The sequence below is a fragment of the Enterococcus sp. DIV0561 genome (genome assembly GCF_050539875.1).
Taxonomy (GTDB): Bacteria; Bacillota; Bacilli; order Lactobacillales; family Enterococcaceae; genus Enterococcus; species Enterococcus faecalis.
Genome location: NZ_CP172927.1, coordinates 832,422 through 859,007 on the forward strand (window position 1 = coordinate 832,422; position 26,586 = coordinate 859,007).

General features: G+C 38.5%; 26 protein-coding genes and 1 riboswitch. Of the genes, 16 read left to right on the plus strand and 10 right to left on the minus strand.

Going from position 1 to position 26,586, the window contains the following annotated elements; all coding sequences use genetic code 11:
* Positions 1 to 15: 15 nt before the first annotated feature.
* The 4 genes from IGM13_RS04035 (at position 16) to IGM13_RS04050 (ending at position 3,017) form a co-directional block, all read left to right on the plus strand.
* Entirely contained in the window at positions 16 to 786 is a 771-nt protein-coding gene (locus tag IGM13_RS04035) for a TatD family hydrolase (protein WP_002358846.1), read from the plus strand.
* On the plus strand, positions 783 to 1,367 hold the full coding sequence (gene rnmV, locus IGM13_RS04040) for a ribonuclease M5 (RefSeq protein ID WP_002358848.1): 585 nt from the start codon (positions 783 to 785) through the stop codon (positions 1,365 to 1,367). The genes IGM13_RS04035 and rnmV overlap by 4 nt, the downstream gene beginning before the upstream one ends.
* 18 nt (positions 1,368 to 1,385) lie before the next feature.
* Positions 1,386 to 2,273 carry a 16S rRNA (adenine(1518)-N(6)/adenine(1519)-N(6))-dimethyltransferase RsmA gene (gene rsmA / locus IGM13_RS04045; RefSeq protein ID WP_002358849.1) on the plus strand — a complete coding sequence of 296 codons (888 nt, stop codon included), beginning with the start codon at positions 1,386 to 1,388 and terminating at the stop codon, positions 2,271 to 2,273.
* Positions 2,274 to 2,399: 126 nt separating this feature from the next.
* Entirely contained in the window at positions 2,400 to 3,017 is a 618-nt protein-coding gene (locus tag IGM13_RS04050) for a hypothetical protein (RefSeq protein WP_002355821.1), read from the plus strand.
* 50 nt (positions 3,018 to 3,067) lie between these two features.
* On the opposite strand, the gene IGM13_RS04055 is transcribed toward IGM13_RS04050, so the two are convergent.
* The gene (locus IGM13_RS04055; protein ID WP_002355822.1) at positions 3,068 to 4,171 is read right to left on the minus strand and encodes an ABC transporter ATP-binding protein; all 1,104 of its coding nucleotides are present in this window, start codon (positions 4,169 to 4,171) and stop codon (positions 3,068 to 3,070) included.
* Positions 4,172 to 4,356: 185 nt separating this feature from the next.
* Between IGM13_RS04055 and mgsA the strand changes: the two genes are divergently transcribed.
* Both mgsA and IGM13_RS04065 read left to right on the plus strand, forming a co-directional pair.
* On the plus strand, positions 4,357 to 4,779 hold the full coding sequence (mgsA, locus tag IGM13_RS04060) for a methylglyoxal synthase (protein ID WP_002355823.1): 423 nt from the start codon (positions 4,357 to 4,359) through the stop codon (positions 4,777 to 4,779).
* A gap of 66 nt (positions 4,780 to 4,845) precedes the next feature.
* Positions 4,846 to 5,013, plus strand: a riboswitch (THF riboswitch).
* 30 nt (positions 5,014 to 5,043) lie between these two features.
* Positions 5,044 to 5,592 (plus strand): folate family ECF transporter S component, encoded by a 549-nt coding sequence (locus IGM13_RS04065; RefSeq protein WP_002385065.1) that lies wholly within the window; start codon positions 5,044 to 5,046, stop codon positions 5,590 to 5,592.
* A 51-nt stretch (positions 5,593 to 5,643) separates the two neighbouring features.
* Here IGM13_RS04065 and IGM13_RS04070 read toward each other — a convergent pair whose 3' ends face one another.
* A complete protein-coding gene (locus IGM13_RS04070; protein WP_002355825.1) occupies positions 5,644 to 7,410 on the minus strand; it encodes an ABC transporter ATP-binding protein in 1,767 nt (588 codons plus the stop codon).
* On the minus strand, positions 7,400 to 9,127 hold the full coding sequence (locus IGM13_RS04075) for an ABC transporter ATP-binding protein (protein WP_002419362.1): 1,728 nt from the start codon (positions 9,125 to 9,127) through the stop codon (positions 7,400 to 7,402). The genes IGM13_RS04070 and IGM13_RS04075 overlap by 11 nt, the downstream gene beginning before the upstream one ends.
* A 125-nt stretch (positions 9,128 to 9,252) precedes the next feature.
* On the opposite strand from IGM13_RS04075, the gene IGM13_RS04080 reads away from it, so the two are divergent.
* The 3 genes from IGM13_RS04080 to IGM13_RS04090 all read left to right on the plus strand — a co-directional run bounded on the left by IGM13_RS04080 (position 9,253) and on the right by IGM13_RS04090 (position 12,149).
* The gene (locus IGM13_RS04080) at positions 9,253 to 10,020 is read left to right on the plus strand and encodes a putative ABC transporter permease (protein WP_002383366.1); all 768 of its coding nucleotides are present in this window, start codon (positions 9,253 to 9,255) and stop codon (positions 10,018 to 10,020) included.
* A gap of 248 nt (positions 10,021 to 10,268) precedes the next feature.
* Entirely contained in the window at positions 10,269 to 11,489 is a 1,221-nt protein-coding gene (locus tag IGM13_RS04085; protein ID WP_002383367.1) for a 3D domain-containing protein, read from the plus strand.
* A gap of 96 nt (positions 11,490 to 11,585) precedes the next feature.
* Complete coding sequence (locus IGM13_RS04090; RefSeq protein ID WP_002383368.1) at positions 11,586 to 12,149, plus strand: GNAT family N-acetyltransferase; 564 nt, start codon at positions 11,586 to 11,588, stop codon at positions 12,147 to 12,149.
* Between the two features lie 184 nt (positions 12,150 to 12,333).
* Here the strand turns inward: IGM13_RS04090 and IGM13_RS04095 are convergent, their stop codons facing one another.
* A complete protein-coding gene (locus IGM13_RS04095; protein WP_002355833.1) occupies positions 12,334 to 12,858 on the minus strand; it encodes an LURP-one-related/scramblase family protein in 525 nt (174 codons plus the stop codon).
* A 51-nt stretch (positions 12,859 to 12,909) separates the two neighbouring features.
* On the minus strand, positions 12,910 to 13,779 hold the full coding sequence (locus IGM13_RS04100) for a Cof-type HAD-IIB family hydrolase (RefSeq protein ID WP_002383369.1): 870 nt from the start codon (positions 13,777 to 13,779) through the stop codon (positions 12,910 to 12,912).
* Positions 13,780 to 13,912: 133 nt separating this feature from the next.
* Here IGM13_RS04100 and IGM13_RS04105 point away from each other — a divergent pair, with 133 nt between their 5' ends.
* The 5 genes from IGM13_RS04105 to IGM13_RS04125 all read left to right on the plus strand — a co-directional run bounded on the left by IGM13_RS04105 (position 13,913) and on the right by IGM13_RS04125 (position 17,261).
* Positions 13,913 to 14,593, plus strand: a complete 681-nt coding sequence (locus tag IGM13_RS04105; RefSeq protein ID WP_002363309.1) for a uracil-DNA glycosylase — start codon at positions 13,913 to 13,915, stop codon at positions 14,591 to 14,593.
* A gap of 155 nt (positions 14,594 to 14,748) precedes the next feature.
* Complete coding sequence (gene pta / locus IGM13_RS04110; RefSeq protein WP_002355836.1) at positions 14,749 to 15,732, plus strand: phosphate acetyltransferase; 984 nt, start codon at positions 14,749 to 14,751, stop codon at positions 15,730 to 15,732.
* 141 nt (positions 15,733 to 15,873) lie between these two features.
* A complete protein-coding gene (tsaE, locus tag IGM13_RS04115; RefSeq protein ID WP_002419361.1) occupies positions 15,874 to 16,368 on the plus strand; it encodes a tRNA (adenosine(37)-N6)-threonylcarbamoyltransferase complex ATPase subunit type 1 TsaE in 495 nt (164 codons plus the stop codon).
* Complete coding sequence (locus tag IGM13_RS04120) at positions 16,361 to 16,882, plus strand: GNAT family N-acetyltransferase (protein ID WP_002383374.1); 522 nt, start codon at positions 16,361 to 16,363, stop codon at positions 16,880 to 16,882. Before tsaE ends, IGM13_RS04120 begins: the two co-directional genes overlap by 8 nt.
* 169 nt (positions 16,883 to 17,051) lie before the next feature.
* Positions 17,052 to 17,261, plus strand: coding sequence for a hypothetical protein (locus IGM13_RS04125; protein WP_002355840.1), 210 nt, complete (start codon positions 17,052 to 17,054; stop codon positions 17,259 to 17,261).
* A 73-nt stretch (positions 17,262 to 17,334) separates the two neighbouring features.
* Here the strand turns inward: IGM13_RS04125 and bopD are convergent, their stop codons facing one another.
* From bopD to IGM13_RS04145, 4 genes are read right to left on the minus strand one after another with little or no spacing between them, the layout of a single operon-like run.
* Entirely contained in the window at positions 17,335 to 18,345 is a 1,011-nt protein-coding gene (bopD, locus tag IGM13_RS04130) for a LacI family transcriptional regulator BopD (protein ID WP_002358859.1), read from the minus strand.
* A 23-nt stretch (positions 18,346 to 18,368) separates the two neighbouring features.
* A complete protein-coding gene (locus IGM13_RS04135; RefSeq protein ID WP_002419360.1) occupies positions 18,369 to 19,376 on the minus strand; it encodes an aldose epimerase family protein in 1,008 nt (335 codons plus the stop codon).
* Positions 19,366 to 20,034: a beta-phosphoglucomutase gene (pgmB, locus tag IGM13_RS04140; protein WP_002355844.1), complete on the minus strand. Its 669-nt coding sequence runs from the start codon at positions 20,032 to 20,034 to the stop codon at positions 19,366 to 19,368. Before pgmB ends, IGM13_RS04135 begins: the two co-directional genes overlap by 11 nt.
* On the minus strand, positions 20,027 to 22,321 hold the full coding sequence (locus tag IGM13_RS04145) for a glycoside hydrolase family 65 protein (protein ID WP_025188637.1): 2,295 nt from the start codon (positions 22,319 to 22,321) through the stop codon (positions 20,027 to 20,029). The genes pgmB and IGM13_RS04145 overlap by 8 nt, the downstream gene beginning before the upstream one ends.
* A 280-nt stretch (positions 22,322 to 22,601) precedes the next feature.
* Here IGM13_RS04145 and IGM13_RS04150 point away from each other — a divergent pair, with 280 nt between their 5' ends.
* Positions 22,602 to 24,770 (plus strand): PTS transporter subunit IIBC, encoded by a 2,169-nt coding sequence (locus IGM13_RS04150; RefSeq protein WP_002419358.1) that lies wholly within the window; start codon positions 22,602 to 22,604, stop codon positions 24,768 to 24,770.
* A 65-nt stretch (positions 24,771 to 24,835) separates the two neighbouring features.
* Positions 24,836 to 25,660 carry a maltose 6'-phosphate phosphatase gene (mapP, locus tag IGM13_RS04155; protein WP_002383379.1) on the plus strand — a complete coding sequence of 275 codons (825 nt, stop codon included), beginning with the start codon at positions 24,836 to 24,838 and terminating at the stop codon, positions 25,658 to 25,660.
* Between the two features lie 59 nt (positions 25,661 to 25,719).
* On the opposite strand, the gene proC is transcribed toward mapP, so the two are convergent.
* Entirely contained in the window at positions 25,720 to 26,535 is an 816-nt protein-coding gene (gene proC / locus IGM13_RS04160; protein WP_002419357.1) for a pyrroline-5-carboxylate reductase, read from the minus strand.
* Between the last annotated feature and the right edge of the window lie 51 nt (positions 26,536 to 26,586).

The window sequence follows — 26,586 nt, forward strand, 5'->3', positions numbered from 1 at the left end:
AAGGAGGCAATCATAATGATTTTTGATACACATACACATTTGAATGCAGAACAATTTAATGATGATATTCCAGAAACGATTGCACATGCCCAAGAATTGGGTGTTACAGAGATGGCCGTGGTCGGTTTTGATGAACCAACGATTGAAAAATCTCTTTTACTTAGTCAGGAATATGCCAATATTTATAGTATCATTGGTTGGCATCCAACAGAAGCGGGTAGCTATACGCCAGAGGTTGAACGACGATTACAAGAACAATTAACGTTGCCAAAAATTGTCGCATTAGGTGAAATCGGTCTTGATTATTACTGGATGGAGGATCCTAAAGAGGTGCAAGAAAAAGTCTTTCGCCGCCAAATTGCGATTGCTAGGGAAATGAATTTACCGTTTAGTGTGCATACGAGAGAGGCATTAGAAGATACCTATCGAATTTTAAAAGATGAAAAAATTTCAGATATTGGTGGAATCATGCATAGTTTCAGTGGTGATGCCGAGTGGATGAAGAAATTTTTAGATTTAGGTTTGCATATTTCTTTTAGTGGAGTCGTAACGTTTAAAAAGGCGTTGGATGTTCAAGAAGCGGCGATGGCGGTACCACTTGAACGAATGTTGGTGGAAACAGATGCACCCTATTTAGCTCCCGTTCCTTATCGTGGTAAACGGAATGAACCAGGCTATACACGATACGTAGTGGAAAAAATTGCTGAATTACGACAACTAACCTTTGAAGAAGTGGCAGAACAAACGAGAGTCAACGCTCATCGCTTGTTTCGGATAGATAAATGAAGGAAAAAATGAAAGTTGCAGAAATCATTGTCGTTGAAGGAAAAGACGACACACGCCGCATCCAAGAGGTAGTTGCAGCGGATACGATTGAAACGATTGGCTCTGCTATCAATGATGAAATTTTGACACAAATTGAACACGCACAAGAAACGAGAGGCGTGATTATTTTTACAGATCCAGACTATTCGGGCGAAAAAATTCGTAAAACAATAATGGAAGTCGTTCCTGATGCAAAGCATGCTTTTTTATCAAGAAAAGTTGCAGTGCCTAAAAAAAATGGTGGTAGCCTAGGGGTTGAACATGCTAGTGATGAAGCAATTATTGAAGCATTAAAAAAAGTCGTAACACCTGTTCAAGCTGATGAAGACTATCAAGAAATTCCTAGACAAACACTAGTTGAATATGGTTTAATAGCGGGAGCAAATGCCAAAAAATACCGTGAATTATTAGGAGATGACCTAAGAATTGGCTATACAAATAGCAAACAGTTAGTCAAACGGTTAAGCATGTTTCGGATTACAGAAGCAGAATTGAAAGAAAGCATGACACGTATTTTAAAAGAACTTGCAAACGAAGAATAACTACATGGAGGAACAAGCGTGACGGACTATAAAGAAATTGCCACACCATCCAGAACCAAAGAAATACTAAAAAAACATGGATTTTCATTTAAAAAGAGTTTAGGTCAAAATTTTTTGACAGAGCCTAATATTTTAAGAAAAATTGTAGAAACAGCGGGAATTAATCAGCAGACAAATGTTGTCGAAGTCGGGCCTGGAATTGGTGCATTAACAGAGCAATTAGCGATGAACGCGGCACAAGTTGTGGCTTTTGAGATTGATGATCGCTTGATTCCTGTCTTAGCGGATACCTTAAGTCGCTATGATAATGTGACAGTGGTTCATCAGGATGTTTTAAAAGCTGATTTGGTCGAGACAACCAACCAAGTTTTTCAAGAGAAGTATCCGATTAAAGTGGTAGCTAACCTACCTTACTATATTACTACGCCAATTATGATGCATTTTTTAGAATCTTCTTTAGATGTAGCCGAAATGGTTGTGATGATGCAAAAAGAGGTCGCTGATCGAATTGCTGCTAAACCAGGAACGAAAGCTTATGGCTCATTATCAATTGCTGTCCAATATTTTATGGAAGCAAGTGTCGCCTTTATTGTGCCAAAAACAGTTTTTGTGCCGCAACCCAATGTTGACTCGGCGATTATTAAATTGACGCGTCGTGCTACACCAGCGGTGACAGTGACCAATGAAAAAGAATTTTTCAAATTAACCAAAGCCAGTTTCCAATTAAGACGTAAAACATTGTGGAATAACTTAACGCATTTTTATGGGAAAGATGAACAAACGGTAGCTTGGCTAAAAGAGAGCCTAGCTGAAGCAGAAATTGATCCTTCTAGACGTGGTGAAACATTGTCTTTAGAAGAATTCGCTCGTCTAAGTAATGCTTTAGAAAAAAATAAACCAGTATAAAAAAGAACTTTCTGTTATTTATGAGAAATAACAGAAAGTTCTTTTATGTGTCTTGACACATTGCGACTGTTCAGCTACACTTGAGAAAAACAAAAGGTGTCATGACACCTTCAGGAGGCAGTTTTAATGAAAACAAACTCAGTAAAACGTTTAACAATTTCAGCACTTTTAATTGCAATGGGGATTATCATTCCAATGGTTATGCCAAGAATTACCATTGGTCCAGCCAGTTTTACATTAGCAAGTCACGTCCCAGTTTTTATTGCCATGTTTATTTCTCCAGTGGTGGCAATTGCGGTTAGTCTAGGAACAGGTTTTGGTTTTTTCTTATCCGCAACACCGATTATTGCTTTGCGGGCCTTATCTCATTTGATTTTTGCAGTCATTGGCGCAGTGATTTTACAAAAGCATCCAGAAATTTTAATCAATAAAGAGGGGAAATTCACTTTATTAAATGGGAAATTACAGTTGTTTAACGTGGGAATTGGAGTGATTCATTCCGCTGCCGAGCTAGTGGTTGTTTCTGTATTTTACACAATGGGCAACTTGCCAGGAACCTATTATACAGCCGGCTTCATGTATTCTATTTTTCTTTTGATGGGCGTTGGTGGATTAATTCATAGTTTGGTGGATTTCAGTATTGCCTACTTTTTAGCAAGTACCTTAAGTAAACATGTAGATATTCCAACTTTTACAGAAGCAAAACAACCCAAAGTGATAAAGAAGAAGGTTAAATTAGCATAAAGAGAAACAATCGAGGCATCCGTCATTGCGACGGATGCCTCGAGATTTTTTTATTTAATGACTTCTTCTGTTTGAGGGTCGAAGAAATGTCCTTTGTTAATATCAAAAGCTAAGTCAATCATTTCACCAGGATGGTGGAAGTCACGAGCATCTACTTTTGAGATAAACTCTGTATCACCAATTTTTGTATAAAGCATGGATTCAGCCCCTAATAATTCAGAAACAACGACTTCAGATTTAATCACCGCATCTTTCATTGCCGTTAAAGCCACTTGTTCGCTATGAATATCTTCTGGACGAATACCGAAAATTAATTCTTTGCCTTCATAACCATGTTCAACAAGCTCTTTGTTTCTTCCTTCAGGAATTGCTAGTTTTAAGCCATGTTGGTTAGAAATAACCCCATTGTTTAAGGTAACTTTGAAGAAATTCATGGCAGGTGAGCCGATGAACCCAGCTACGAACATATTTTTTGGTGTATTGTAAACTTCTTTTGGTGAACCAATTTGTTGAATAAAGCCATCTTTCATAATTACGATTCGATCAGCCATGGTCATCGCTTCGGTTTGGTCATGTGTCACATAAATTGTCGTAGTTTCTAAACGTTGGTGTAGTTTAGCGATTTCAGCACGCATGGCTACACGTAATTTTGCATCCAAGTTTGATAAAGGTTCATCCATTAAAAAGACTTTGGCATCACGGACAATTGCCCGGCCAAGTGCAACACGTTGGCGTTGTCCACCAGAAAGCGCCGCAGGTTTACGTTGTAAGTACTCTGTTAAGCCCAGAATATCCGCAGCATTTTCCACCCGTTTTTTAATTTCAGCTTTATCATATTTTCTTAGTTTTAAACCAAAAGCCATGTTATCAAAAACAGTCATATGCGGATAAAGCGCATAGTTTTGGAAAACCATGGCAATATCACGATCTTTCGGTGCAACGTCATTCATGACTTTGTCCCCAATTGATAATTCACCTTCAGTAATATCTTCTAAGCCAGCAATCATTCGCAATGTTGTTGATTTACCGCAACCAGAAGGTCCGACAAAGACGATAAATTCACGGTCTGTAATTTCTAAGTTAAAATCTGTAACAGAATAATGTTCTGCATTGTCATATTTTTTATACACATTTCTAAGCGCCATTTCCACCATTTGATACGTCACTCTTTTCTTTTTGATTTGTTACTCATAGTTTAAATGAAAACGCTATCTTTCAGCAAGGGAGAGTTGCACAAGAAAAAGAAGACTTTTTCGTCAAGGTGACAAAGGACAAACACTCTCAGCGGATTTATCGCTAAACTTTTGTTATAATATAACAAAGACAGGAGTTGGATAACATGAAAATCGCTTTAATCGCTCATGATCGTAAAAAAACATTAATGATCAAACTAGCAACCGCTTATAAACATATTTTAGAAAAACATGAATTGTATGCAACGGGAACGACAGGCATGAAAGTGATGGAAGCAACTGGCTTACCCGTGCATTGCTTTAAATCGGGGCCATTAGGTGGGGATCAACAGATTGGCGCAATGATATCAGAAGACAACATTGATTTAGTTATTTTTTTAAGAGATCCTCTTTCCGCGCAACCGCATGAACCAGATGTGACGGCTTTGATTCGTCTAAGTGATGTCTATGAAATTCCTTTAGCGACCAATATCGGCAGTGCTGAAATTCTTTTGAGAGGTGTCGAGGCGGGGTTTGCGGACTTCCGTGAGGTTATCCATGAAGGGGATCGTCGACCGTTAGCTTTTTAGAGAACCTTAATGGTTATTTTGACTATTTTGTGGTATATTTTATGAGGACTTTTGTCCAAATAAAATAACAGAGTAGGAGACAAAGCGTTAAGTGCTAAAAGGATGGGATGTTGCCTTTTGGACGAAGAACATAAACAGTGTGTTGCTAGAAAGCAAAGGTTCTTACTTTGCTTATCATCAGAACAACACGTTCAGCTTTTTAATGTTCGCGGTTTTGTTTTCGCATTCGCTGCATGGTTCGTCATGTAGCAGCTCTTAGAGGAGATGCTAAAAATGACAAAGAAAAAATTTGGCACAAAATCCATTGCGTTAATGGGCGTACTCATTGCGGTGGTCGTTGTCTTTTCACGCTTTTTTGCGTATGAAACAACGTTTTTAAAAATCAGTTTCACGTTTATCCCAGAATCATTGATTGGGATGATTTTCGGACCTTTTTGGGCTGGAATCGGCACGGCGGTGGCTGATGTAGTAGGAATGCTGCTTTTTCCAAAGGCAGGCTATTTTCCTGGGTTTACTTTAAATGCCTTTTTGGCTGGTGCTATTTATGGTTATTTCTATTATAAGAAAGAAATGACATGGCAACGAGTGATTTTGGCGACATTGTTGGTCACCGTTTTAATTAATATCATTTTAACTCCTTTGTGGTTAAGTTTAATGTATGGCGTCAATCTAGCAAATTTTGCTTGGTGGGTGCCACGCTTAATTAAAACAGTTATTTTCTTTCCTATTCAAGTAATTGCCACTTATTATTTAGGCAATAAAATTCCCTTTAAACGTTTATTTGGAAAGCCATTATCTGAATTAGATCAATAAATTTAAAATTAAAAGAGTCACTTTTCATCATCCCAGAAAAGTGACTCTTTTTTATTGTGCTTTTTGATTAAACTGTGCTTCGTAAAGGTCACGATAATAACCCTGTTCTTTTTGCAATAATTCGTCATGGGTGCCAATTTCAACTACTTGACCATTGTCCATAACTAGAATTTTTTCAGCACTTTTGATTGTTGCTAAGCGATGGGCAATAACAAAACTGGTCCGGCCAGTCATCATTTGTAAAAAAGCATCCTGAATTTTTTGCTCAGTCAACGTATCAACTGAACTGGTCGCTTCATCTAAAATAAGCATCGGCGGATTACTAATCATCGTGCGTGCAATAGTCATTAGTTGTCGTTGTCCTTCAGAAATTTTAACGCCTTGAGAACCAATCTCGGTATCTAGTCCTTGAGGTAAACGCATGACGAAATCAAAAATATGGGCTTTTTTCATGGCTTCTATAATTTCTTCGTCAGAGGCTTCAGGATTTCCGTACGTTAAATTTTCCCGAATGGAACTATCGAATAGCCAAGTATCTTGGAGAACCATACCAAAACTTTTTCGCAAGCTATCCCGAGTAATTTGAGTAATGTCGTGAGTATCAACCGTAATTTGGCCACGGTCGACCTCGTAAAAGCGCATTAACAAATTCACTAATGTTGATTTACCCGCACCAGTTCGCCCAACAATGGCAATTGTTTCTCCTGGTTCAGCAATTAAATTAAAGTTTTCGATTAAAGGTCGCGTCGGCGTGTAAGAAAAATCAACGTCTTTAAATTCAACACGGCCTCGCGCTTCTTTCAAAACAATTGCGTTCGGGGCATCAGGACGTTCAACTGGTTGATCCATCATATCAAAAGTACGTTCCAATCCAGCTAAGGCTGCTTGGATTTGGTTGGTGATTCCTGAGAGTTCAATAAAAGGTTTAGAAAACTGACTAGAGTAAATGGTGAAACTGGAAATAACACCAACTGTGACTAAAGGATTGCCACTTAAAACTAACAAGCCACCGACTAATCCAATCGATAAATAAGATAAATGGTCGATAAATCGAGAAAGTGGGTTGGTTAAGGAGGAAGAAAACTGAGCCTTCTGTCCTTTTTCATACAACGTTTGATTCAATGCTTCAAATGTTTCTTGCGTAGCTTGTTCTTGTTGAAAGGCTTTAACAATTTTTTGGTTGCCAACCATTTCTGAAACGAAGCCGGAAATTTCACCAACAATCGTTTGTTGTGCAGCAAAGTTTTTTTGTGAAGCTTTTGCAACAAGCCAGTTTACAATAAAAATAATCGGCGTACTGATAAGAACCACTAATGTGAGCAGAGGACTTAGCCGAATCATAAAGAGCAAAGCAACAACGACGGTGGCCATGCCAGAAAATAATTGGTTGAAGACAGCCGAGCAAGCCATTGAAATATTGTCAATATCGTTGGTAAAGCGACTGACGATATTTCCGTGTGATGTTTGGTCATAATAACTTAACGGTAATTGATTTAAATGGGCAAAGGCATCTTTTCTCAGCTGTGTGGTCGATAAATAAGACACGCGATTACCGAGACGTTGAATCAGCCATTGACTTAGAACGGTTACGAGTAAAATCCCTGCTAATAAACCTAAAATTTTGATGAGTTGTGCAGCATTGACTTGCCCTTTACCAACCATTGTATCAACGGATTTACCTATATAATAAGTCATGAGGACAGTCGAAAAACCACTGAGAATTCCTAGGATTAAGGCGCCGATAATTTCTTTTGGATAGCGTAGTAAATACGGCTTAAAACGTGAGAAGGCACCAAAATGAATTTTTTTAGTTTGCATGGGTATCCTCCTCCTGTGATGCAACGATTTCTTGATACTCTTTAGAAGAAGTAAGTAATTCTTCGTGGGTGCCAAGGCCAGCGACTTTTCCACTATCTAGGACTAAAATTTGATTCGCCGTAGCAATCGAACTCACGCGTTGTGAAATTAAAATAACGGTTGTCTCTGCTCGTTCTTTTTGTAAAGCACGGCGCAGATTCAAATCTGTTTGATAGTCGAGGGCACTCAAGGAATCATCTAAAATAAGTAAATGTGGTTTCCTAATCAAGGCACGGGCAATGGTCAACCGTTGTCTTTGTCCACCAGAAAAGTTTTTTCCGCCTTCGTTAACAGGCGTGTCTAACCCTTGGTCTAATTGTTCAACAAATTCTTTACATTGGGCGATAGCTAATGCTTCCCAACAGTCTTCATCAGTTGCATTTGGTTTGCCCCATTGTAAGTTTTCTCGAATAGTCCCTGTAAATAAGACGGCAGTTTGTGGGACACTTGCCACTTGTTGGCGTAAAGTAAAGAGCGGCCAATCGCGCACATTTATACCATTAATAAAAAGGTTTCCTGCACTCACATCATAAAATCTGGGAATGAGTTGGGTTAAGGTACTTTTCCCGCTGCCGGTAGGTCCTGTGATGCCGAGAATTGAGCCTTTAGGAATCGTAAAATTGATATTTTCCAAAGCCAAACCGGCCTCTGGTTCATAGCGAAAATCTACATGGTCAAAGGTAATATCACCAAATTGTGGCGATGTTTTTGCTGATTCTGGTGTATCTGTTAACTGACTTTCTACAGTTAAAACCTCATTGACACGGTTTGCGGAAGCGGCGGCTCGCGTAAAAATTACCACGAGATTAGAAGCAACAATTAAAGCGAGCATCATTTGATTCATATAATTGATCAAGGCTAAAACTTCCCCTTGTTGCAGAGAACCAAAAGAAACTTTTAAGCCACTAAAATAAAGTAAAAATAAAATTCCAACATTCATAATCAAAGTGGTTAAAGGCGTTAATAAAGCAGAGACATTCGATACACGAATGTAAATATCGCCTAAATCCTCTGAAGCTTTATCAACATGTCGTTGCTCTGTTTCCTTTCTAGCAAACGCACGGATCACACGGACACCGCTTAAGTTTTGGCTGATTTGACGGTTTAACCGATCCAAATATTCTTGGACTTTTTGATATAAAGGCACAGTCACTTTAATGATAATAAAGAGAATAAGGCTAAAAATTGGTAAAAGTAATAGGAAAAGAAAGCCCATCTGCACGTCAATGTAAAAAGCCATGACCACAGAACCGATACTTAAAAAAGGTGTCCGAATGACCAACCGAATAAACATCGCTAAAGCCAATTGAAGCTGGTTGATATCGTTTGTGATCCGAGTGATGAGGGTATCTGTACCAAAACTATTCAATTCTTTGTGTGAAAGCTGATTAATTTTTTTCATTAATTGATTTCTTAGCTCCGTCCCAAAACCTTGCGAAGCGACTGAAGCATAATATTGACAAATCATGACAAAAAATAAACCAACTAACGACATAACAAGCATCCAGAGGGCCATTTCTATGACAGTCTGTCGGTCGTTTTGACGAATACCGACATCGACTAAGTGAGCCATGAATAAGGGCAAGACTAACTCGAAACAAGCTTCTAAAAATTTGAAGACTGGACCGAGGATAATTTGTTTTCGATAATTTTTTGCGTATTTCAATAAACCAAACATAAGATTCCTCCCTTTGCTGCTCTCATTGTAGCCTAATCTTTCAATGAAAGAAAGTTGTTCGCTACATTTTCTTAACTTCTGGTAAAATAGAAGAAAAGAGTAAAGAAGTGGAGAGTGGTAGAAACATGGAAAAAATGAGTCAGATTATTTTGTTATTTTTTATTTATTCCTTTATCGGTTGGTTATGGGAAACGGTGTATTGTTCATTAAAAGCTAAAAAATTTGTTTATCGAGGATTTTTGGTAGGGCCCTATTGTCCTATTTATGGATTTGGGGTCTTAAGCGTTCTCTATTTTGTGGAACCCTTTGAAAACAATCTCTTGGTATTGTATATCGGATCGGCTGTTTTAGTGACAATTTTAGAATATGTCACTAGTTATGGCTTGGAAAAACTGTTCCATGCCTCTTGGTGGGATTATCATGATGTACCTTTTAATTTAAACGGTCGCGTGGCTTTACCGGTTTCTCTTTTTTGGGGATTGGGGTGTGTCTTGATTGTCAAAGTTATTCAACCAGAAATCGCCAAAGTTGTCAGCTTTTTACAAGTAACCTTTGGCAACTACTTAGCCCTTTGCATAGTGATTGTAATGGGGCTTGACTTAATTTATACGTTGCTGAACATGCAAGGTTTCAAAAAACTTATTACCGAGATGGGACAAACGTTGGAAACGAACCAACAAGAATTTAAGCAACGGTTGAACACAAAAATGGAAATTGCTACAGCTGATTGGCAGAAGTTAAAAGAGCGAACCAAAAAAGAGCATTTCCAAAATCGATTAAATTTCCAACAACGTCGTTTTATTAACAATTACCCAAAACTAACTTTAAAAAACATTAAAAATTCCAAAGAAGTGCGGCATCTCTTAGAAGATTTGAAGAAAAAAGGCCAATAATTAACAAAAAATATTACAAAATATTTCAATCAATGGTCTAATGGGATGAAAAAAAGAAAAATCGTCAAAAGCTAGTTTTTAAGGCGTCTTAAGAAATTCTTAAAGAATTGAGATAGAAATGGACTAATGAATAAACGCAGGATAAAAAAAGAGTTGCATTTAAATTGTAACAAATTGTAACACGATTGAAATAAAACAAGCCCTCCTGACTAGTATAATGAGTAGGTGTTTTAGATAAGTTAGGAAAGGTGTTGGATTTAGTGAAGGTTAAAAAGTTGATACCATTTTTAACAACAATGATGCTTATCAATTTTGGACTTCCAGTCGCTGCGGCAGCAGAATCACTTGATTCGTTGCAAGAAAAAGAAGCGCAAGCGAAACAATCTGGGGAGTTAATTAGTAAAGAAATCAATTCAGCCTTAGATGATGTAAATGCTAAATATGCGGAAATCGAACGTTTAAAAACGCAAATTTCAAAAGCGGAAGAGACGTTGAAAACTTCGAAAGAGGAAATAGAAAAAACAGAAAAAAATATTTCTCGTCGTAAAGAAGCTGTTGGCGATCGTATGAAGGATATTCAATTAAATGGCGACCAACGTACTTGGCAAGCCTTATTAGATGCAGAAAATTTATCAGATTTCTTTAATCGGGCCTACGCCATGACCGTTTTACAAAACTTTGAACGGGAAAAGATTGAAAGCTTAACTAGCGAAAAAGAAAAGTTAGCTGCATTACAAGAAAAAGTTGAAAATACGCAAACAACTTTAAAACAAAATGAAGAGAAATTACAAGTTGAAGCTTCTTCAATGAATAATAAAGTCTCTGAGTTAAAAGAAAAAATGGCGAATAATGAAGAATTATTGGCTCAAATTTCGACAGACAAACAAAAAGAGCAACAACGCTTAGTCAGCGAAAAAGCAGCAGCTGAGGCACAGAAAAAACGTGCGGCAGAAACTGCCAAAGCAGAAGCAGCGAAGAAACAAGCAGCTGCCGACAAACAAGCGCAAGCAGATGCGGCGGCTAAACTAGAAGCCGAAGCTGCTGAAGAGTCAAGCAGTCAAGCATCAAGCTCTTCTACAAGTACAGAAAGCAGTAGCACTGAATCTTCAAGTTCTGCTAGTTCATCCGAATCGTCATCAACGACAGAATCAACGACAGACGAATCATCAACACCAGGAACTGGCTCTGGTCGTGTGCTTCAGATGGAATCAACTGCTTATTCTTGGCGCGAAGCTGGTGCAAGTAATCTAAGTGCTACTGGCATTGACTTAAGTAAACAAAGCAATGTGATTGCAGTTGATCCGAGCGTAATTCCTCTGGGGTCATTAGTGAAAGTCTCTGGTTATGGCTTTGCTATTGCTGGAGATACAGGTGGCGCTATTCAAGGGAATATTATTGATGTTCATTTTGATTCGGTAGAGCAATGCATTGCTTGGGGACGACGTCAGGTTACAGTAGAAATTCAATAATAAATTTGTTATACTAAAGACAAGATAAAAGGAATTGGCTAAGTCAGTAATGATAGTAGCCAGTTTTTTTTTAGTTAAATGTAAAGGAGAATTACAATGATTCGCTCGGCAACAAAAGAAGACGGTCAAGCGATTGCTCGGCTGGTCCTAGTTATTTTAAAAGATATGGAGTTACCAATTTTAGAAGAAGTCTCAGAAGAACAAATGATTGACCTATTAGCAGAGGCAACGGCGTATCCAACCTATCGCTATGGCTATCAACGAATTTTAGTTTATGAACATGCAGGTGAAGTTGCAGGGATTGCTGTCGGCTATCCTGCGGAAGATGAAAAGATTATTGATGAACCTTTAAGAGAAGTCTTTAAAAAACATGGCTTAGCAGAAGATGTTCGGCTATTTATTGAAGAAGAAACTTTGCCTAATGAATGGTATTTAGACACGATTTCAGTGGATGAACGTTTCCGTGGAATGGGCATTGGTTCTAAGTTATTAGATGCTTTACCTGAAGTAGCTAAAGCTAGCGGGAAGCGAGCTTTAGGTCTAAATGTTGATTTTGACAATCCAGGGGCGAGAAAGTTATACGCAAGCAAAGGCTTTAAAGATGTCACAACAATGACTATTAGTGGTCACTTATACAATCATATGCAAAAAGAAGTGTAAAAATAGAGGTCGGGACAGAAGCGTTTAACTCCGAGAAATAAGAAGGAATTTCCGAAAATTGTTCTATAATTTTTGGATAATTTCGGCTTATTTCCGAAGGAGTTGCTTCTGTTCCCGCCGTTTATCAATTTTTAAGCCTGGGACAAAAATCCAAAGTGATTTTTGTCCCAGACTCTATTTTTCATTAATCCGTTAAAGGATCAAAATCTAATCCAAAATCATCGGAAGTTTTTTGTTTTTTCTTATTATATAACCAGTAGTCAAGGACAGCTGCTATGCAGATGCACAACGGTGCGTCCTCATCATTGGCAACAGTTAAAACAAAATAGTCGCCTGTACAAAGCATGGTTTTATCCATTGACATGATTTTTTTATGGACTTGATAAATTGAATATTGGTGCGCTTTGATATCCCCAACAACTGCCCAGTGAAGGCCTTGAACATAATAGAAATCAGCATTCAAATTGAACAGTTTCCGTAGAGTACCCACTTTTTCAAAACGCTGATATAACTCAAATCGTGTGCCAAAAGTCCAAGAAACTTGTTTAATACTGGCTAAAATTTCTCCGTTCATTGCATATAAAGAAAGCGCATCTCCTCGTGTGCCCCAGCGCCCCACCAATAGAAAAAGTGAACGGCCTGCTTGGTCTTTCACGATGGTTCGCGTAACTTTTCCTAACTGTTGTTCTTGAATAAAAAATTCAGACACGACACGATCTCCTTTCTATATATAAATGAGTGCTGTAACTGGTAGTGCTTATTACAAATCTTCTCTTATTGCACGCAGGATGGCTTCGCCAACACCATTTTCTAAATTAGTGGCTGTTTCATATTTAGCATATTCTTTTAATTCCAGTTCGGCATTGCCCATTGCAAAACTTACCCCAGCCCATTGAATCATGCTGACGTCATTTAAATTATCACCAATAGTCATGACTTGTTCAGCGGGAATCCCACGTTCTTTAGCGACGCGCGCAACCGCAATCCCTTTTTGTGCTAGGCGGTGGTTAATTTCAATATTATTAAGCGCAGAAGAGGTAACAACCAAATCATCTAGTTCTTCTACTTCCATCCCAGCAGGACCTAATACTTTCGGCCCATCCATACTGAAGCCAATAATTTTAAGGACTTCAATCGAATCATCTTTTAAAATGTCGTCTAAACGATCGACATAGGTAATATGCAATAAAGATAGGTGTGCTGAAGCCATGGCAATCGCCACTTTATAAGTTAAATGGGGCATGGATTCTGCAATATGAGCGGCAAAGTTTTCAATTCTTTTTTCTTGATGTTCAGAAAAAATACCTTTATTTGTAGAGATTTCATAGTAAACATTGTGTTGACTCAAAATAGTTAGTACTTCTGTTACTGTTTCTTTTTCGATCCCAGCCGTGAAAAGTGAGTGTCCATCTTTGTCGAATACTTGGGCGCCGTTTAAAGTAATCATGGCGCAGTCAATTCCGGCTTCTTCTAACGCGGGTTTCGCTTCGGTATATGCGCGGCCAGTAGCAACCATAAATTCGATTCCTAAACGTTCCGCTTCGCGAATTGCTGAAGCGTTATCATTTGTGATGCTCATTTTTGCATCTAAAAGTGTTCCATCCATATCTGAAGCAATTAATTTAATCATCGATTCTCTACACCTCATTATCTATTTAAAGCTTACCTATAGTTTACCACGTTTTTCCAAGAGAAAGTACCCAGAAATTTCTTGTCAGGTTTGGAGAAATTCGTTATGCTTAGAGAGCGAAGGAGTGAGCATTATGAAAGAAATTATTCACAATAGTTGGCAAACCGTTTTATCTGCTGAATTTGAAAAACCGTATTATCAAGAATTGCGGGAATTTTTGAAAAAAGAATATCAGACACAAACGATTTATCCAGATATGTATCATTTATTTTCAGCGTTAGAACTAACCCCTTTTGAAGAAGTAAAAGTAGTAATTTTGGGACAAGACCCATATCATGGACCCAATCAAGCACACGGACTAAGTTTCTCTGTCCAGCCAGGTGTGAAAGTGCCGCCATCTCTTGCGAATATTTACAAAGAATTACAAGCTGATTTAGGGTACCAACCCGTCAACCATGGCTTTTTAGAAAGCTGGGCCAAACAAGGCGTGTTATTATTAAATACTGTGTTGACTGTTCGGGCAGGTCAAGCCTATTCCCATCGAGGTAAAGGGTGGGAGCAACTGACAGATGTCATTATCGAAAAGTTGAATGAGCGTGAAAAACCCGTTGTTTTCATTTTATGGGGACGTCCAGCTCAAGAAAAAATTAAAATGATTGATACGACTCGGCATGTGATTATCAAATCGCCACATCCAAGTCCATTGTCAGCGCATCGTGGTTTTTTTGGCTCACGTCCGTTTTCTCAAGCGAATGCTGCTCTAGAACGTTTAGGGGAAACGCCGATTGATTGGCAACTTCCTGAAACAGTGTAGTGTAACAGTGTATGCTGTTATAGTGTAGAAGAGTTAGTTTGTGAAAAGTTTATCGGATTATTGGTTTTTTTGACTAATACAGCTAGAAAAAACTGTTATTTTCTTTGAGAATAGTGTATGATGGATTTTGTAAATATAAAACTGGAGGGTTTATCGTGGAATTATTCGATAGCTTAAAATTTAAAGTCGTACGCCGTAATATCAAAATTGTTTTCCCTGAAGCAACAGATCCTAGAATCTTAGGTGCTGCTGCCCGCTTAAAATCTGATGAATTAGTAGAACCAATCTTAATTGGTGATCCAACAGATATCGCAAATGCTGCTATGGCTCGTGGAATCAACACATCAAACTTTATTATTATCAACCCCAATGATTATGAAAAATGGGATGAAATGGTCGAAGCATTTGTTGAACGCCGTAATGGAAAAGCTACTAAAGAAGATGCTGAAAAAATCTTAAAAGATGTCAACTATTTCGGTACTATGTTAACTTACATGGGTATTGCTGATGGTATGGTTAGTGGTGCTATCCACTCAACAGGTGATACAGTTCGCCCTGCGTTACAAATCATTAAAACAAAACCAGGCGTGAGCCGTACAAGTGGTGCTTTCTTAATGATTCGTGGTCGTGACCAAGAAAGATATTTATTCTCAGACTGCGCGATTAACGTGAACCCAACTGCACAAGAATTAGCTGAAATTGCTGTTGATAGTGCCAAAACAGCTGAATTATTTGACATTGAACCAAAAGTTTCATTGTTAAGTTTTTCAACAAAAGGTTCTGCAAAAGCACCAGAAGTAACAAAAGTTGCTGAAGCTACAAAAATTGCGCAAGAATTAGCACCTGAATATGCGATTGATGGTGAATTACAATTTGATGCTTCTTATGTATCTTCTGTCGCACAATTAAAAGCGCCCAACTCAAAAGTGGCTGGAGAAGCAACAGTCTTTGTATTCCCAGATTTACAATCAGGAAATATTGGCTACAAAATTGCTCAACGTTTAGGTAACTTTGAAGCAATTGGCCCAATCTTACAAGGATTGAACAAACCAGTTTCTGATTTATCACGTGGTGCAAACGAAGAAGATGTTTATAAATTATCAATCATTACAGCTGCTCAAACATTAATGAACGACTAATTAACTATGTCAAAGCATGATAAATAAGCAAAGTAGAAGTTGAGGTTCCCAGGACACTTGGGCCTCAACTTTATTTTTTTGAAGCTGCCACTAGTCAACTTATTGAATTTTCGGTATACTTTCATACATAGATTCTTGCAGATGGGAGGCAAAAAAATGAACATTGTCCTGAACAATCCATTGGAAACAGAAGCAATTGCTAAAATCATTGGACAAAAGGCACAAGCTGGTGATGTAATTGTCCTGACTGGTGATTTAGGGGCCGGTAAGACGACAATGACGAAAGGGATTGCTTTAGGATTAGGCATTTCCCAAATGATTAAAAGTCCCACCTATACGATAATCCGCGAATATCCACAAGGACGACTTCCGTTATACCATATGGATGTTTACCGTGTTGAAGAGGGTGCGGATGAATTAGGGTTAGATGAGTATTTTGAAGGAGATGGGCTATCCGTTGTAGAATGGGGCAGCTTGATTGAAGAAGAATTGCCAGAAGATTATTTAGAAATTATTTTAAATAAAGATTCTCAAGAAGCTGACAAGAGAGTTCTTGAATTCCGTGGAACTGGTCCATTGGCAGAAGAAAGAATAGCAGAGATTCTGAATACATGGGAGGCTCGTGAATATGACTGAACAAACATTTTCTATTCGAGAAGCAGTGCCTACTGATGCGGATCAATTACTATCTGTGATGTCAAAAATTGGGAGTGAAACGCCCTATTTGGTAATGGATGAGCGAGGAATGGCCATGTCGACAACAGAATTGGCTGAAAATCTAGCAACACTCTATGAATCACCAAATAATGTTTTATTGGTGGCATTAGCGGGAAAAGCGATCATTGGGACCGCTTCTGTGTCTGCTTCTTCTAAAAAGCGGATGGAGCATATTGGTGAAATTGGCATTAGTATTTTAAAAGAGTACTGGGGCTATGGACTGGGCAGTATCCTGATGGAAGAACTTATTCGCTGGGCGCATGAAAGTCATGTTATTCGTCGCTTGGAATTAACGGTACAGGATCGCAATCAACGAGCGATTCACGTCTATAAAAAATTAGGGTTTGAAACAGAAGCAATTATGCCTCGAGGCGCCAAAACAGACCAAGGTGAATTTTTAGATGTTCATTTAATGCGTTTGCTGATTGATTAATTATTGGTTAATAATTTTAATTTCTTAAATAATCGAACGATAATTGCATGAAAAAACAAAATTTTCGCAATTATCGTTTGTTTCATATTTATTTTTCTGATATTTTTGTTATAATTATAGAAGAATTTAACGAAAAAATGAAAATTTATTTTGGGAAGGAATGTAAGAAATGGCGAAGGCGACGAAAATGAATGTTAACTATCGAGAGTCGATTTTGGATCGTGCGTATCGTTTAGAGCTAATAAAAAAAGATGAGTATGCAAAACATCAAGAAAAATTATCATTATTAAATGAAAAATTGTCTGACGGGGAACCAGCTCAATTTGATGCAAAAGAAGAAACGTTTTGGAAAAAAATTTCGCAAAAAGTTATTTTATAAAAGTAATACATACGAATAAGAGCGTACACATAGAAAGAAGCGTAAGCAGTGTCAAACTGCTTACGCTTCTTTTTTAATGAATAGGAATAACTGTTTCACGCTTAATTAATTTGTGAGGAATAACGAGACGGACACCATTCGTCAATTCTTCATGGATTAATTCATATAATTTTTTCATCGCCATTCGACCTAATTCTGACGTGTCGATGTCAATGCTTGTTAGATAAGGATGTGTCAATGTTGAAAAGATTGAGTTGTTAAAACTAATAATGGATAACGTTTCAGGAACTTGATAACCATAGATTTGCGCAAGTTGCATCGTCCGCAAAGCAAAGATATCATCAATCACCACCAACGCCGTGGCATTATTTTGATGAAGAATGTCATCGAAAGCCATGTAATCTTCAGGTTTTTCTAACGCAACGCTTGGTAAAACAGTTAATCCTTGCATCATCATTGCTTTTTGATAACCAAAGTAACGTTCAAAGTACAAACTTTCATGCGTTGTATTGGTCACAAATAAAATATTTTTATGGCCGTTTTCAATTAAAAATTCTGTCGCTTGTTTCCCTAATAATTGATTATCATTATCCACGTAAACTATTTCCGTTTCATGTTGGTAAGGTTGACCGATTAAAGTAAAGGGAATGTTGTTTTCGTATAAGTAATCAATGACGGGGTCCTTACTATCTGAATACACAAGAATAAAACCGTCCACTTGTTTTTGAAGATGCATTCTTTTAACGTTTTCCAATAGTACATCAAAACTTTTGGCAGTTGCAATAGCAGTAGTCATATCGTAAAGACGGGCTTCCTCGTTGATGGCTTCCATAATTTCTAAATAAAATGGATTCCCTAACCGTTCTTTCGAATCTAAAGGAGGTAAAATTACGCCAATGGCACTTGAAATTCGTTTACCCAAATTCCGTGCCGTCATATTTGGCACATAGCCTAAGTCATCCATGACTTTTCGCACTTTCTTTTTTGTCGATTCAGAAATACTTGGATGATCGTTAATGACACGCGAAACGGTTGAAGTTGCAACCCCCGCTTTCTTAGCGACATCTTTTACTGTAATTGCCATTTTTGCCACGCCTTTCTTAGTGATTATAGAAGGTTAAATTGATAAACCGTTTGGTAGGTTTGCTTTTTATTAGCTGGTAATAAAATAGAGCCCCACTGAGGATGATGAACAATGTCTGGATACTCTTGAGGTTCAATTGCTAAGCCATAGTTTGAATGCATCGCTTGTCCATTAATAGAAAAAGGAGCCTCAAAACCAGTCGTAGAAAATAATACCATACTTTGGTTCGTTGTTGCTATCGTCATTTTTCTTCCAGAAGTAGGTTCTTGTAAGCATAATTGTGGCTGTCTTAAGTCAGAGCCAACTAAGGGGAAAACATCATCTAACCCAGTTGGATAGCGTTGGAGGATTGTTTCGATAGGTGTCAGTTCATTAAAACGTATGGATAGTTCAGAAGCTGGTAAAATCCGTCCAGTAGGCAGCTTATTATCGTCTAATTCTAACATACCTTGACAGTTCAAAGATAGCAAATGTGACAGAATGTCTAACTTTCCATTGCCAGATAAATTAAAGTAGGCGTGGTTTGTAGGATTAAAAAGTGTTTCCTGTTTACTCCGTCCAGTACTGATCATTCGTAAATGATTATCCTCTAGCTGGTAGGTGATGGTGGCCTCAATTGGTCCGGGATAGCCAGAAAGGGTGTCGGTTAAATGAAAAGCAACGCCAATGATATCCTTTTTTTCAAAGGGCTCGACTGTCCAATATTGAAAAGACCACCCCTTTGAGCCACCATGGATATGATGACTGTCGCTATTTTGTTCTAATATTCCATTCTGCCAATGGCCATTACGAATGCGTCCAGCAACTGGTCCAACAGTGGCGCCAAAAAAGCTTTGATCCTTTAATACATCTTGATAAGAATCATACGATAAAAGGATATTTTCCCAATGATTATTTTTGTTTGGCATCAAAAGTTGATGGAGGCGCGCGCCATAATTGAGAAGAACGACTTCTAAAAAGTCGTTCTTCAAAGTAATTTTTTTTAAGTTTGTGTTTGGAATATCGGTTACGGTGATACGATTATCCTTCATGATCAAGCCACACTTTTTTTAAGTAATCAAACGTTAAAGCGCTCGTCTCTGGCACGATGGGCAACCCTTCGCCTAACTCTTCTTTGCGGCCAACGCCAACAGGCTGCGCTCCACTAGCAAGAATCGCTTGAATCCCAGCTTTGGCATCTTCAATGCCAAGACATTCTGCTGGTGTCAAATCAATTTCTTTCGCAGCTAAAATGAAAATATCTGGAGCGGGTTTGCCTGCCTGGACGTCTGCTGGATTAGCAATGGCATCAAAAAGGGGCGTCAATTGCATTTTTTCTAAAAGGAAAGGCCCATTTTTACTTGCAGAAGCCAAGGCGATTTTAATATTGGCTTCACGTAATTCCGTTAATAAAGAAAGAATTCCTGGATAGACATCTTCAGGCGTAATTGCTTGGATCATTTCCAAGTAATAATCGTTTTTCCGTTGCGCTAACTGGGCAAATTCTTCAGAAGAAAACGTGCCTTCTTTTTTTCCGTATTTTAACAGTAACTGCAGAGAATCTTCACGGCTTACACCTTTCAATTGTTCGTTGAAAACACGGTCAATGGAAATTCCAATTTCGTTCCCTAATTTTTTCCAAGCGTGGTAATGAAATTCTGCTGTATCAGTAATAACGCCATCTAAATCAAACAAAACGCCTTTAAACATGAACTTCTTCCTTTCTGATCGGTAAAACCAATCGATCTTTTAATGTGTGTTTTTGATCGTAAACAGTTAATGGAATTGCAGGGCCGTCGAGTAAAGTGAAGGCTACTTGGTCTGCTGCAACTTCAACAAATAGTAAACGATTCCGGTAATTAATGTGGAACGAGTAGGCTGTCCATGTCGCTGGTAAAAAGGGTGCAAATTTTAGTTGTTGATGGTCCGTTTTCATTTGGGCAAAACCTTGCACAATCGCTAGCCAACTACCAGTCATTGAGGTAATGTGTAAGCCATCTTCTGTATCATTATTGTAATTATCTAAGTCAAGGCGCGCTGTTCGTTGATACATTTCCACTGCTTTTTCTTCCATGCCTAATTCAGCAGCTAATACAGCATGAATGCTTGGTGAAAGGGAAGATTCATGGACAGTCATTGGTTCGTAAAAATTAAAGTTCCGGCGTTTTTCTTCTAAAGAAAAGGCGTCATTAAAGAAATAAATTCCTTGAAGAACATCGGCTTGTTTAATGAAACAAGACCGCAAAATTTTATCCCATGACCAATGTTGATTTAAAGGCAGCTCACTAAGTGGTAAATCAGAAACAGGCATTAAATCTTTATCTAAGAAAGTGTCATGTTGTACAAAAATGCCTAATTCATTATCCACTGGGAAGTACATATTCTCTACAATGTCTGCCCATTTAGCTAATTCGTCGTCTGCAATTTTGAGCGTTGTTTCTTCTTGGAATTTTAAATAAGACTCACGTGTGTAACGTAGAACCCACGCAGCGATGGTATTGGTATACCAGTTATTGTTGATATTATTTTCATATTCATTTGGCCCCGTTACGCCATGAATCATATATTGTTTATGACGTTGGGAGAAGTGGACCCGATCTGCCCAAAAACGAGCGATTGCCACAAGCACTTCTAGACCAGCATCTTTTAGATAGTCTTCGTCTCCTGTATAGTTGACATAATTATAAATCGCATAAGCAATCGCACCATTTCTGTGAATCTCTTCAAAAGTGATTTCCCATTCGTTATGACATTCCACACCAGTAAAAGTAACCATTGGGTAAAGCGCACCCTTTAACCCTTGTTGTTGGGCATTATGAATGGCTTGAGGCAATTGATTGTGGCGATATTTCAGTAGATTTTTAGTAACTTCGGGCTTAGCCAACGCCAAGTAAAGTGGGACAGCATATGCTTCGGTATCCCAGTATGTGGCACCGCCATATTTTTCGCCAGTAAAGCCTTTTGGTCCGATATTTAAACGATCGTCTTCACCATAGTAGGTTGAGAAAAGTTGGAAAAGATTAAAACGAATGCCTTGTTGGGCTTCGTCATCTCCTTCAATAACAACATCAGCTAATTGCCAACGTTTTGCCCAAGCGGCAGCTTGACCAGCTTTTGCTTCAGGGTACAAGGTAGTCATTTCTGCAAATAATTCGTTTACTCGTGTGATTTGTTGCGTTTCTGGCACATCACGGCTGGTAACGACAAGCACTTCTTTTGTGATGGCGGTCGTATCACCTTCTTTTAAGGACACTGTCAATTCTGCGGTTAAAGCCAAGGGCTGTTGTGTATATGTAGGCACAACAGCGGCTCCATCGATGAAATGGCGCATGCCTGCAGTCACTGTAAAACGCTCTATTTTAAAGTTGTTAGGAATGGTCTTAGTCGTAACAAAGCCAAGTGTTTCTTGTGTTTCAATAGCTCTTTCTTCCCAAAAATGTTCTTCATAATTGCTGTCTTCATTTTGAACATCGCCATCCAATTTTGAGTGAAGAGTGATTGTGCCTGTACCTTCCAGCATTTCAATTGTTAAGTGGATGTAAGCTGCTTCTTTTTTTTCTAAGCTTAAAAAACGTTCAAAAGAGAAGCGCACTTTGTTCTTCGGTGTTTGGATGGTGAATTGCCGAGAAAGGACCCCATTTTGCATGTCTAATTCTAAAGAAAAATCTTCGTAAGGTGTAGTGGCTAAATCAATTGTTTGTCCATCAATTTGTAAGTCCATTGCGATGAAATTAATTGCGTTAATCACTTTGCCGAAATATTCAGGATAACCATTTTTCCACCAACCAACACGTGTTTTGTCTGGATACCAAACACCTGCTAAATAGGTTCCTTGATGGTGGTCGCCAGAATAGTGTTCTTCAAAATTTCCCCGCATCCCCATATAGCCATTGCCAATGCTCGTTAATGATTCTTGTAAACGTAAATTTTCTTTATCTAAGTGTGTAGTACGGATTTTCCAAGGATCAATTTGGAATAAACGTTTGATTTGTTTCATGAGAATCCCCCTCAGTGATTTTATTGATAGGTCTATCATAAACGCAACCGATTGCATTAGTCAATAGTCAATGCTTAAAAAGTGTAATCTTATGAATAAAAGCTGAAACAAAGGTAGGATAGAAGGAGCTTTATTTGCTCTATTAAAAGACAAAATAAAAAGGGATTAAGTAGTAGAGAGTTGTTTTCCACAATATTTTTGAAATTAAAGCATTTACAAAAAGGAAACAGGAGTATATAATGGCAACATAACGAAACCGATTGCGTAAGGAGTGGCAGGAATGAAAAAAATGTTTAGTTTTGAGTTTTGGCAAAAATTCGGGAAAGCTTTAATGGTCGTTGTGGCAGTAATGCCCGCAGCGGGTTTAATGATTAGTATTGGGAAATCGCTTCCCTTAATCGATCCTAATTTAGGTTTGTTAGTAACAACAGGCGGAGTTCTAGAGAGTATCGGTTGGGCAATTATTGGCAACTTACATTTACTATTTGCGTTAGCAATAGGTGGCAGTTGGGCCAAAGATCGTGCAGGTGGCGCATTTGCAGCGGGGATTTCTTTTGTTTTAATCAATCGTATTACTGGAGCCATTTTTGGTGTAACAAATGAAATGTTGGCAGATGAACAAGCTTTCACGCATACCTTATTTGGCACCAAGATTATGGTGAAGGGATTCTTTACAAGTGTCTTAGAAGCTCCGGCATTAAATATGGGTGTTTTTGTAGGGATTATTGCTGGTTTTGTCGGTGCGATGGCTTACAACAAGTATTACAATTATCGGAAATTACCAGATGCGCTATCATTTTTTAATGGTAAACGGTTTGTCCCATTTGTCGTTATTTTGTGGTCTACAATTGTCTCAATTGCATTAGCACTTATTTGGCCAAATATTCAAGCGGGAATTAATAATTTTGGGTTATGGATTGCGCAATCTCAAGATAGTGCACCTATTTTAGCGCCATTCTTATATGGAACGTTGGAACGTTTGTTATTACCTTTTGGGTTACATCATATGTTGACGATTCCAATCAACTATACACAATTAGGTGGAACGTATGAAATTTTATCTGGCGCACAAGCTGGAACCCAAGTTTTTGGTCAAGATCCTTTATGGTTGGCTTGGGCAACAGACTTAGTGAATCTTAAAGGCGCTGGTGAGATGAGCAAGTATCAGTTTGTCTTAGAAAATTGGACACCAGCTCGATTCAAAGTAGGCCAAATGATTGGTTCTTCAGGGATTTTAATGGGGATGGCTTTGGCGATGTATCGTAATGTCGATGCAGATAAAAAAGCTAAATATAAATCAATGTATTTTTCTGCTGCCTTAGCTGTTTTCTTAACTGGTGTGACAGAGCCGTTAGAATTCATGTTTATGTTTGCTGCAGTGCCGCTTTATGTGATTTATGCCGTAATCCAAGGTGCTGCTTTTGCAATGGCTGATATTTTACCATTGCGTGTGCATTCGTTTGGAAATATTGAATTGTTAACAAGAACACCGCTAGCAATAAAAGCTGGTTTAGGTGGCGATTTAATCAATTTTGTTTTAATGGTCATCATTTTTGGTGTTGTCACTTATTTCTTAGCGAATTTCTTAATTAAAAAATTTAATTACGCAACACCTGGAAGAAATGGAAACTATGACAATGATAACGGCGAAGAAATCGCATCTGGCGCGGCTGGTTCAGGCGTCGTCGATCAGCAAATCGCGCAAATTGTCTACTTACTTGGTGGTAAACAAAATATCAAAGAAGTTGATGCGTGTATGACACGCTTACGTGTCAGTGTAAAGGATCGAGAAAAAGTCGGTTCGGAAGAGGCGTGGAAACGGGCAGGTGCAATGGGCTTGATTGTGAAAGATAATGGCGTTCAAGCCGTTTATGGACCAAAAGCCGATGTTTTAAAATCCGATATTGAAGATTTACTAGCTTCCGGCGTTGACATTCCAGAACCAGTTATAGCAGAAAGTACAACAGGAGTGCCAACAACGAATTTCTTAGGCAAGAAAAAAGATTTCGTGGCTGTGGCGACAGGGGAAGTTATTCCAATGGCGCAAGTCAATGATCCTGTCTTTTCACAAAAAATGATGGGGGATGGATTTGCGGTTAAGCCTCTAGAAGGAGAAGTGGTGGCACCAATTTCGGGGAAAGTTCTAAGTGTTTTCCCAAGCAAACATGCGATTGGGCTACAAACAGAAGAAGGTATTGAAGTACTTGTCCATATGGGGATTGATACAGTCGAAATGGCAACACCTGCTTTTGAATCTTTTGTTAAAGAAGGACAATCATTGAAAGCTGGGACGAAACTAGCTAAAATGAACTTGGATGTGATTGAACAAGCTGGCAAAGAAACAACGATTATTGTCGCTTTTACAAACAGCGACAAAGTGGAACAAGTAGTCATTAATCAACTAGGAACCGCCACTGCGGGAACTGTGATCGGACAGATTGAAATTTAAATGATTATGTCGGGCACAATCAATAATTGTGCCCGACATAATCACATGTAAGGGAAGGTGAAAAGATGAATCTTTTAACAATCAATACTCATAGCTGGTTAGAAGAAGAACCGTTAAAAAAATTAGAGGAGATTGCCAAGGTGATTTTATCTTCTGAAAGTGAAATAATTGCCTTACAAGAAGTGAATCAGAAAGTCGCTTCCAAGAAAGTGCCGTTAGAACAGTTAACTACTTTTTGTCCCGTAGCGACCCAAACACCGGTCCATGAAGATAATTTTGCATATCTAATCGTTCAATATCTAGCTGAAAAAGGCCAACACTATTATTGGAGTTGGGAAATGAGCCACATTGGTTATGCTATTTATGAAGAAGGGAACGCACTACTTTCGAAATGTCCGTTGACTAGTGAAGCTCTCCTTATTTCAGAAAGCCAAGAACCAACGAATTATCGAACAAGAAAAATCTTAGTAGCGGAGACAGAGAGTTCAAAAGGTACGCTTACTGTTGTCTCTGGTCACTTTTCTTGGTGGGAAACACCCTGTACAGGTTTTGCCTATGAATGGCTACAATTAGAGAAATACTTAGCGACGGGGCAACAACCGTTAGTCATTTTAGGCGATTTAAACAACCCAGCTGGTACAACTGGCTATCAATTAGTGGAAAATAGTTACTTGCCGATTCAAGATGCATTTGTTGTAGCGGAAGAGACAAGCGGTGAAGCGACAGTAGAGAAAAAAATAGATGGCTGGGAAGAAAATGAAGCAGCCTTGCGGATTGACTACGCATTTGTTCCAAAACAGTGGCACGTACGAAAATATGAAGTAATTTTTGATGGTAGGAAAACACCGATAGTCAGTGATCATTTTGGCTTACTCATTCAACTAAAATAAGAAAAAGCGCTGAATTTTCAGCGCTTTTTCTTATTTATTCGCTCATGTAATTATTCTTCTCAGTCTTGTTTGGCTAATTCTTGATCCCGAAAAATGGTGGCCTCAATCCCTTTGATGACTGTTGAAATAAACGCATTGTTTTCTAATTCGACAATCCCAGCAACCGTGGTTCCACCAGGAGAACTGACTTGGTCGATTAAAGTCCAAGGATTCTCTGTGCTATTTGCCAAAGTTTGAGCGCTGCCTAGTACAGCTTGTGTGGCAATTTCTAAGGCTAACTCTTTGTTCATACCATTTTTAACGGCTGCTCGGGCAATCGAATCAATAAATAAGAAAGCATACGCAGGAGTGCTACCTGCAATAGCAGTAAAAATCGAAAAATACTGTTCCTCTAATTCCCAAGCTTGGCCAACTGCTCGAAATAATGATAAAACAGTCTGGATGTCTTCAGGGGATGCAAAAGTGTTGCCACAAACAGCTGCTGCACCTGCGCCAATTAATGCATTCATATTGGGCATCACACGAACAAGACGAAGCGGTTGGGTAGTCTCAAACAGTTGATACAATTCTGCAATAGTCGTACCTGCTGCAATGGAAACAATTAACGGTTGCTTGTCTAAAATTGCTTCTTTCGCTTCAAGTAAAGCTGCTTGAACGAATTGCGGTTTCACCGCTAAAATAACTAAGTCTGCTACTGCAATAGCTTCTTGAGGCGAAGCAACCGCATGTGCACCAATTTCTTGTGCAAAAGCGGCGGTTTTTTCGACTTGAATATCATAAAAATAAAGGTTTTCTGCGGTAATAAATTGCTTTTTTAGCGCACCTTTGGCAATAGCGGATGCCATATTTCCAGCACCGACAAAACTAATTTTCATAAAAAATTCCTCCTAAAAACTGTTGAATCTCTTTTTTCGTGTTACCATGTA

Coding starts and splice junctions, on each gene's coding strand:
- IGM13_RS04065 (WP_002385065.1), top strand. CDS start 5,044: ATGCTAAAAATGACAAAGAAAAAATTTGGCACAAAATCCATTGCGTTA.
- IGM13_RS04105 (WP_002363309.1), top strand. CDS start 13,913: ATGAAAGAAATTATTCACAATAGTTGGCAAACCGTTTTATCTGCTGAA.
- IGM13_RS04150 (WP_002419358.1), top strand. CDS start 22,602: ATGAAAAAAATGTTTAGTTTTGAGTTTTGGCAAAAATTCGGGAAAGCT.
- proC (WP_002419357.1), bottom strand. CDS start 26,535: ATGAAAATTAGTTTTGTCGGTGCTGGAAATATGGCATCCGCTATTGCC.
- IGM13_RS04120 (WP_002383374.1), top strand. CDS start 16,361: ATGACTGAACAAACATTTTCTATTCGAGAAGCAGTGCCTACTGATGCG.
- bopD (WP_002358859.1), bottom strand. CDS start 18,345: ATGGCAATTACAGTAAAAGATGTCGCTAAGAAAGCGGGGGTTGCAACT.
- IGM13_RS04035 (WP_002358846.1), top strand. CDS start 16: ATGATTTTTGATACACATACACATTTGAATGCAGAACAATTTAATGAT.
- IGM13_RS04135 (WP_002419360.1), bottom strand. CDS start 19,376: ATGAAGGATAATCGTATCACCGTAACCGATATTCCAAACACAAACTTA.
- pgmB (WP_002355844.1), bottom strand. CDS start 20,034: ATGTTTAAAGGCGTTTTGTTTGATTTAGATGGCGTTATTACTGATACA.
- IGM13_RS04125 (WP_002355840.1), top strand. CDS start 17,052: ATGGCGAAGGCGACGAAAATGAATGTTAACTATCGAGAGTCGATTTTG.
- IGM13_RS04055 (WP_002355822.1), bottom strand. CDS start 4,171: ATGGTGGAAATGGCGCTTAGAAATGTGTATAAAAAATATGACAATGCA.
- tsaE (WP_002419361.1), top strand. CDS start 15,874: ATGGGAGGCAAAAAAATGAACATTGTCCTGAACAATCCATTGGAAACA.
- IGM13_RS04075 (WP_002419362.1), bottom strand. CDS start 9,127: ATGTTTGGTTTATTGAAATACGCAAAAAATTATCGAAAACAAATTATC.
- IGM13_RS04070 (WP_002355825.1), bottom strand. CDS start 7,410: ATGCAAACTAAAAAAATTCATTTTGGTGCCTTCTCACGTTTTAAGCCG.
- IGM13_RS04090 (WP_002383368.1), top strand. CDS start 11,586: ATGATTCGCTCGGCAACAAAAGAAGACGGTCAAGCGATTGCTCGGCTG.
- mapP (WP_002383379.1), top strand. CDS start 24,836: ATGAATCTTTTAACAATCAATACTCATAGCTGGTTAGAAGAAGAACCG.
- IGM13_RS04145 (WP_025188637.1), bottom strand. CDS start 22,321: ATGAAACAAATCAAACGTTTATTCCAAATTGATCCTTGGAAAATCCGT.
- mgsA (WP_002355823.1), top strand. CDS start 4,357: ATGAAAATCGCTTTAATCGCTCATGATCGTAAAAAAACATTAATGATC.
- IGM13_RS04080 (WP_002383366.1), top strand. CDS start 9,253: ATGGAAAAAATGAGTCAGATTATTTTGTTATTTTTTATTTATTCCTTT.
- rnmV (WP_002358848.1), top strand. CDS start 783: ATGAAGGAAAAAATGAAAGTTGCAGAAATCATTGTCGTTGAAGGAAAA.
- IGM13_RS04050 (WP_002355821.1), top strand. CDS start 2,400: ATGAAAACAAACTCAGTAAAACGTTTAACAATTTCAGCACTTTTAATT.
- IGM13_RS04100 (WP_002383369.1), bottom strand. CDS start 13,779: ATGATTAAATTAATTGCTTCAGATATGGATGGAACACTTTTAGATGCA.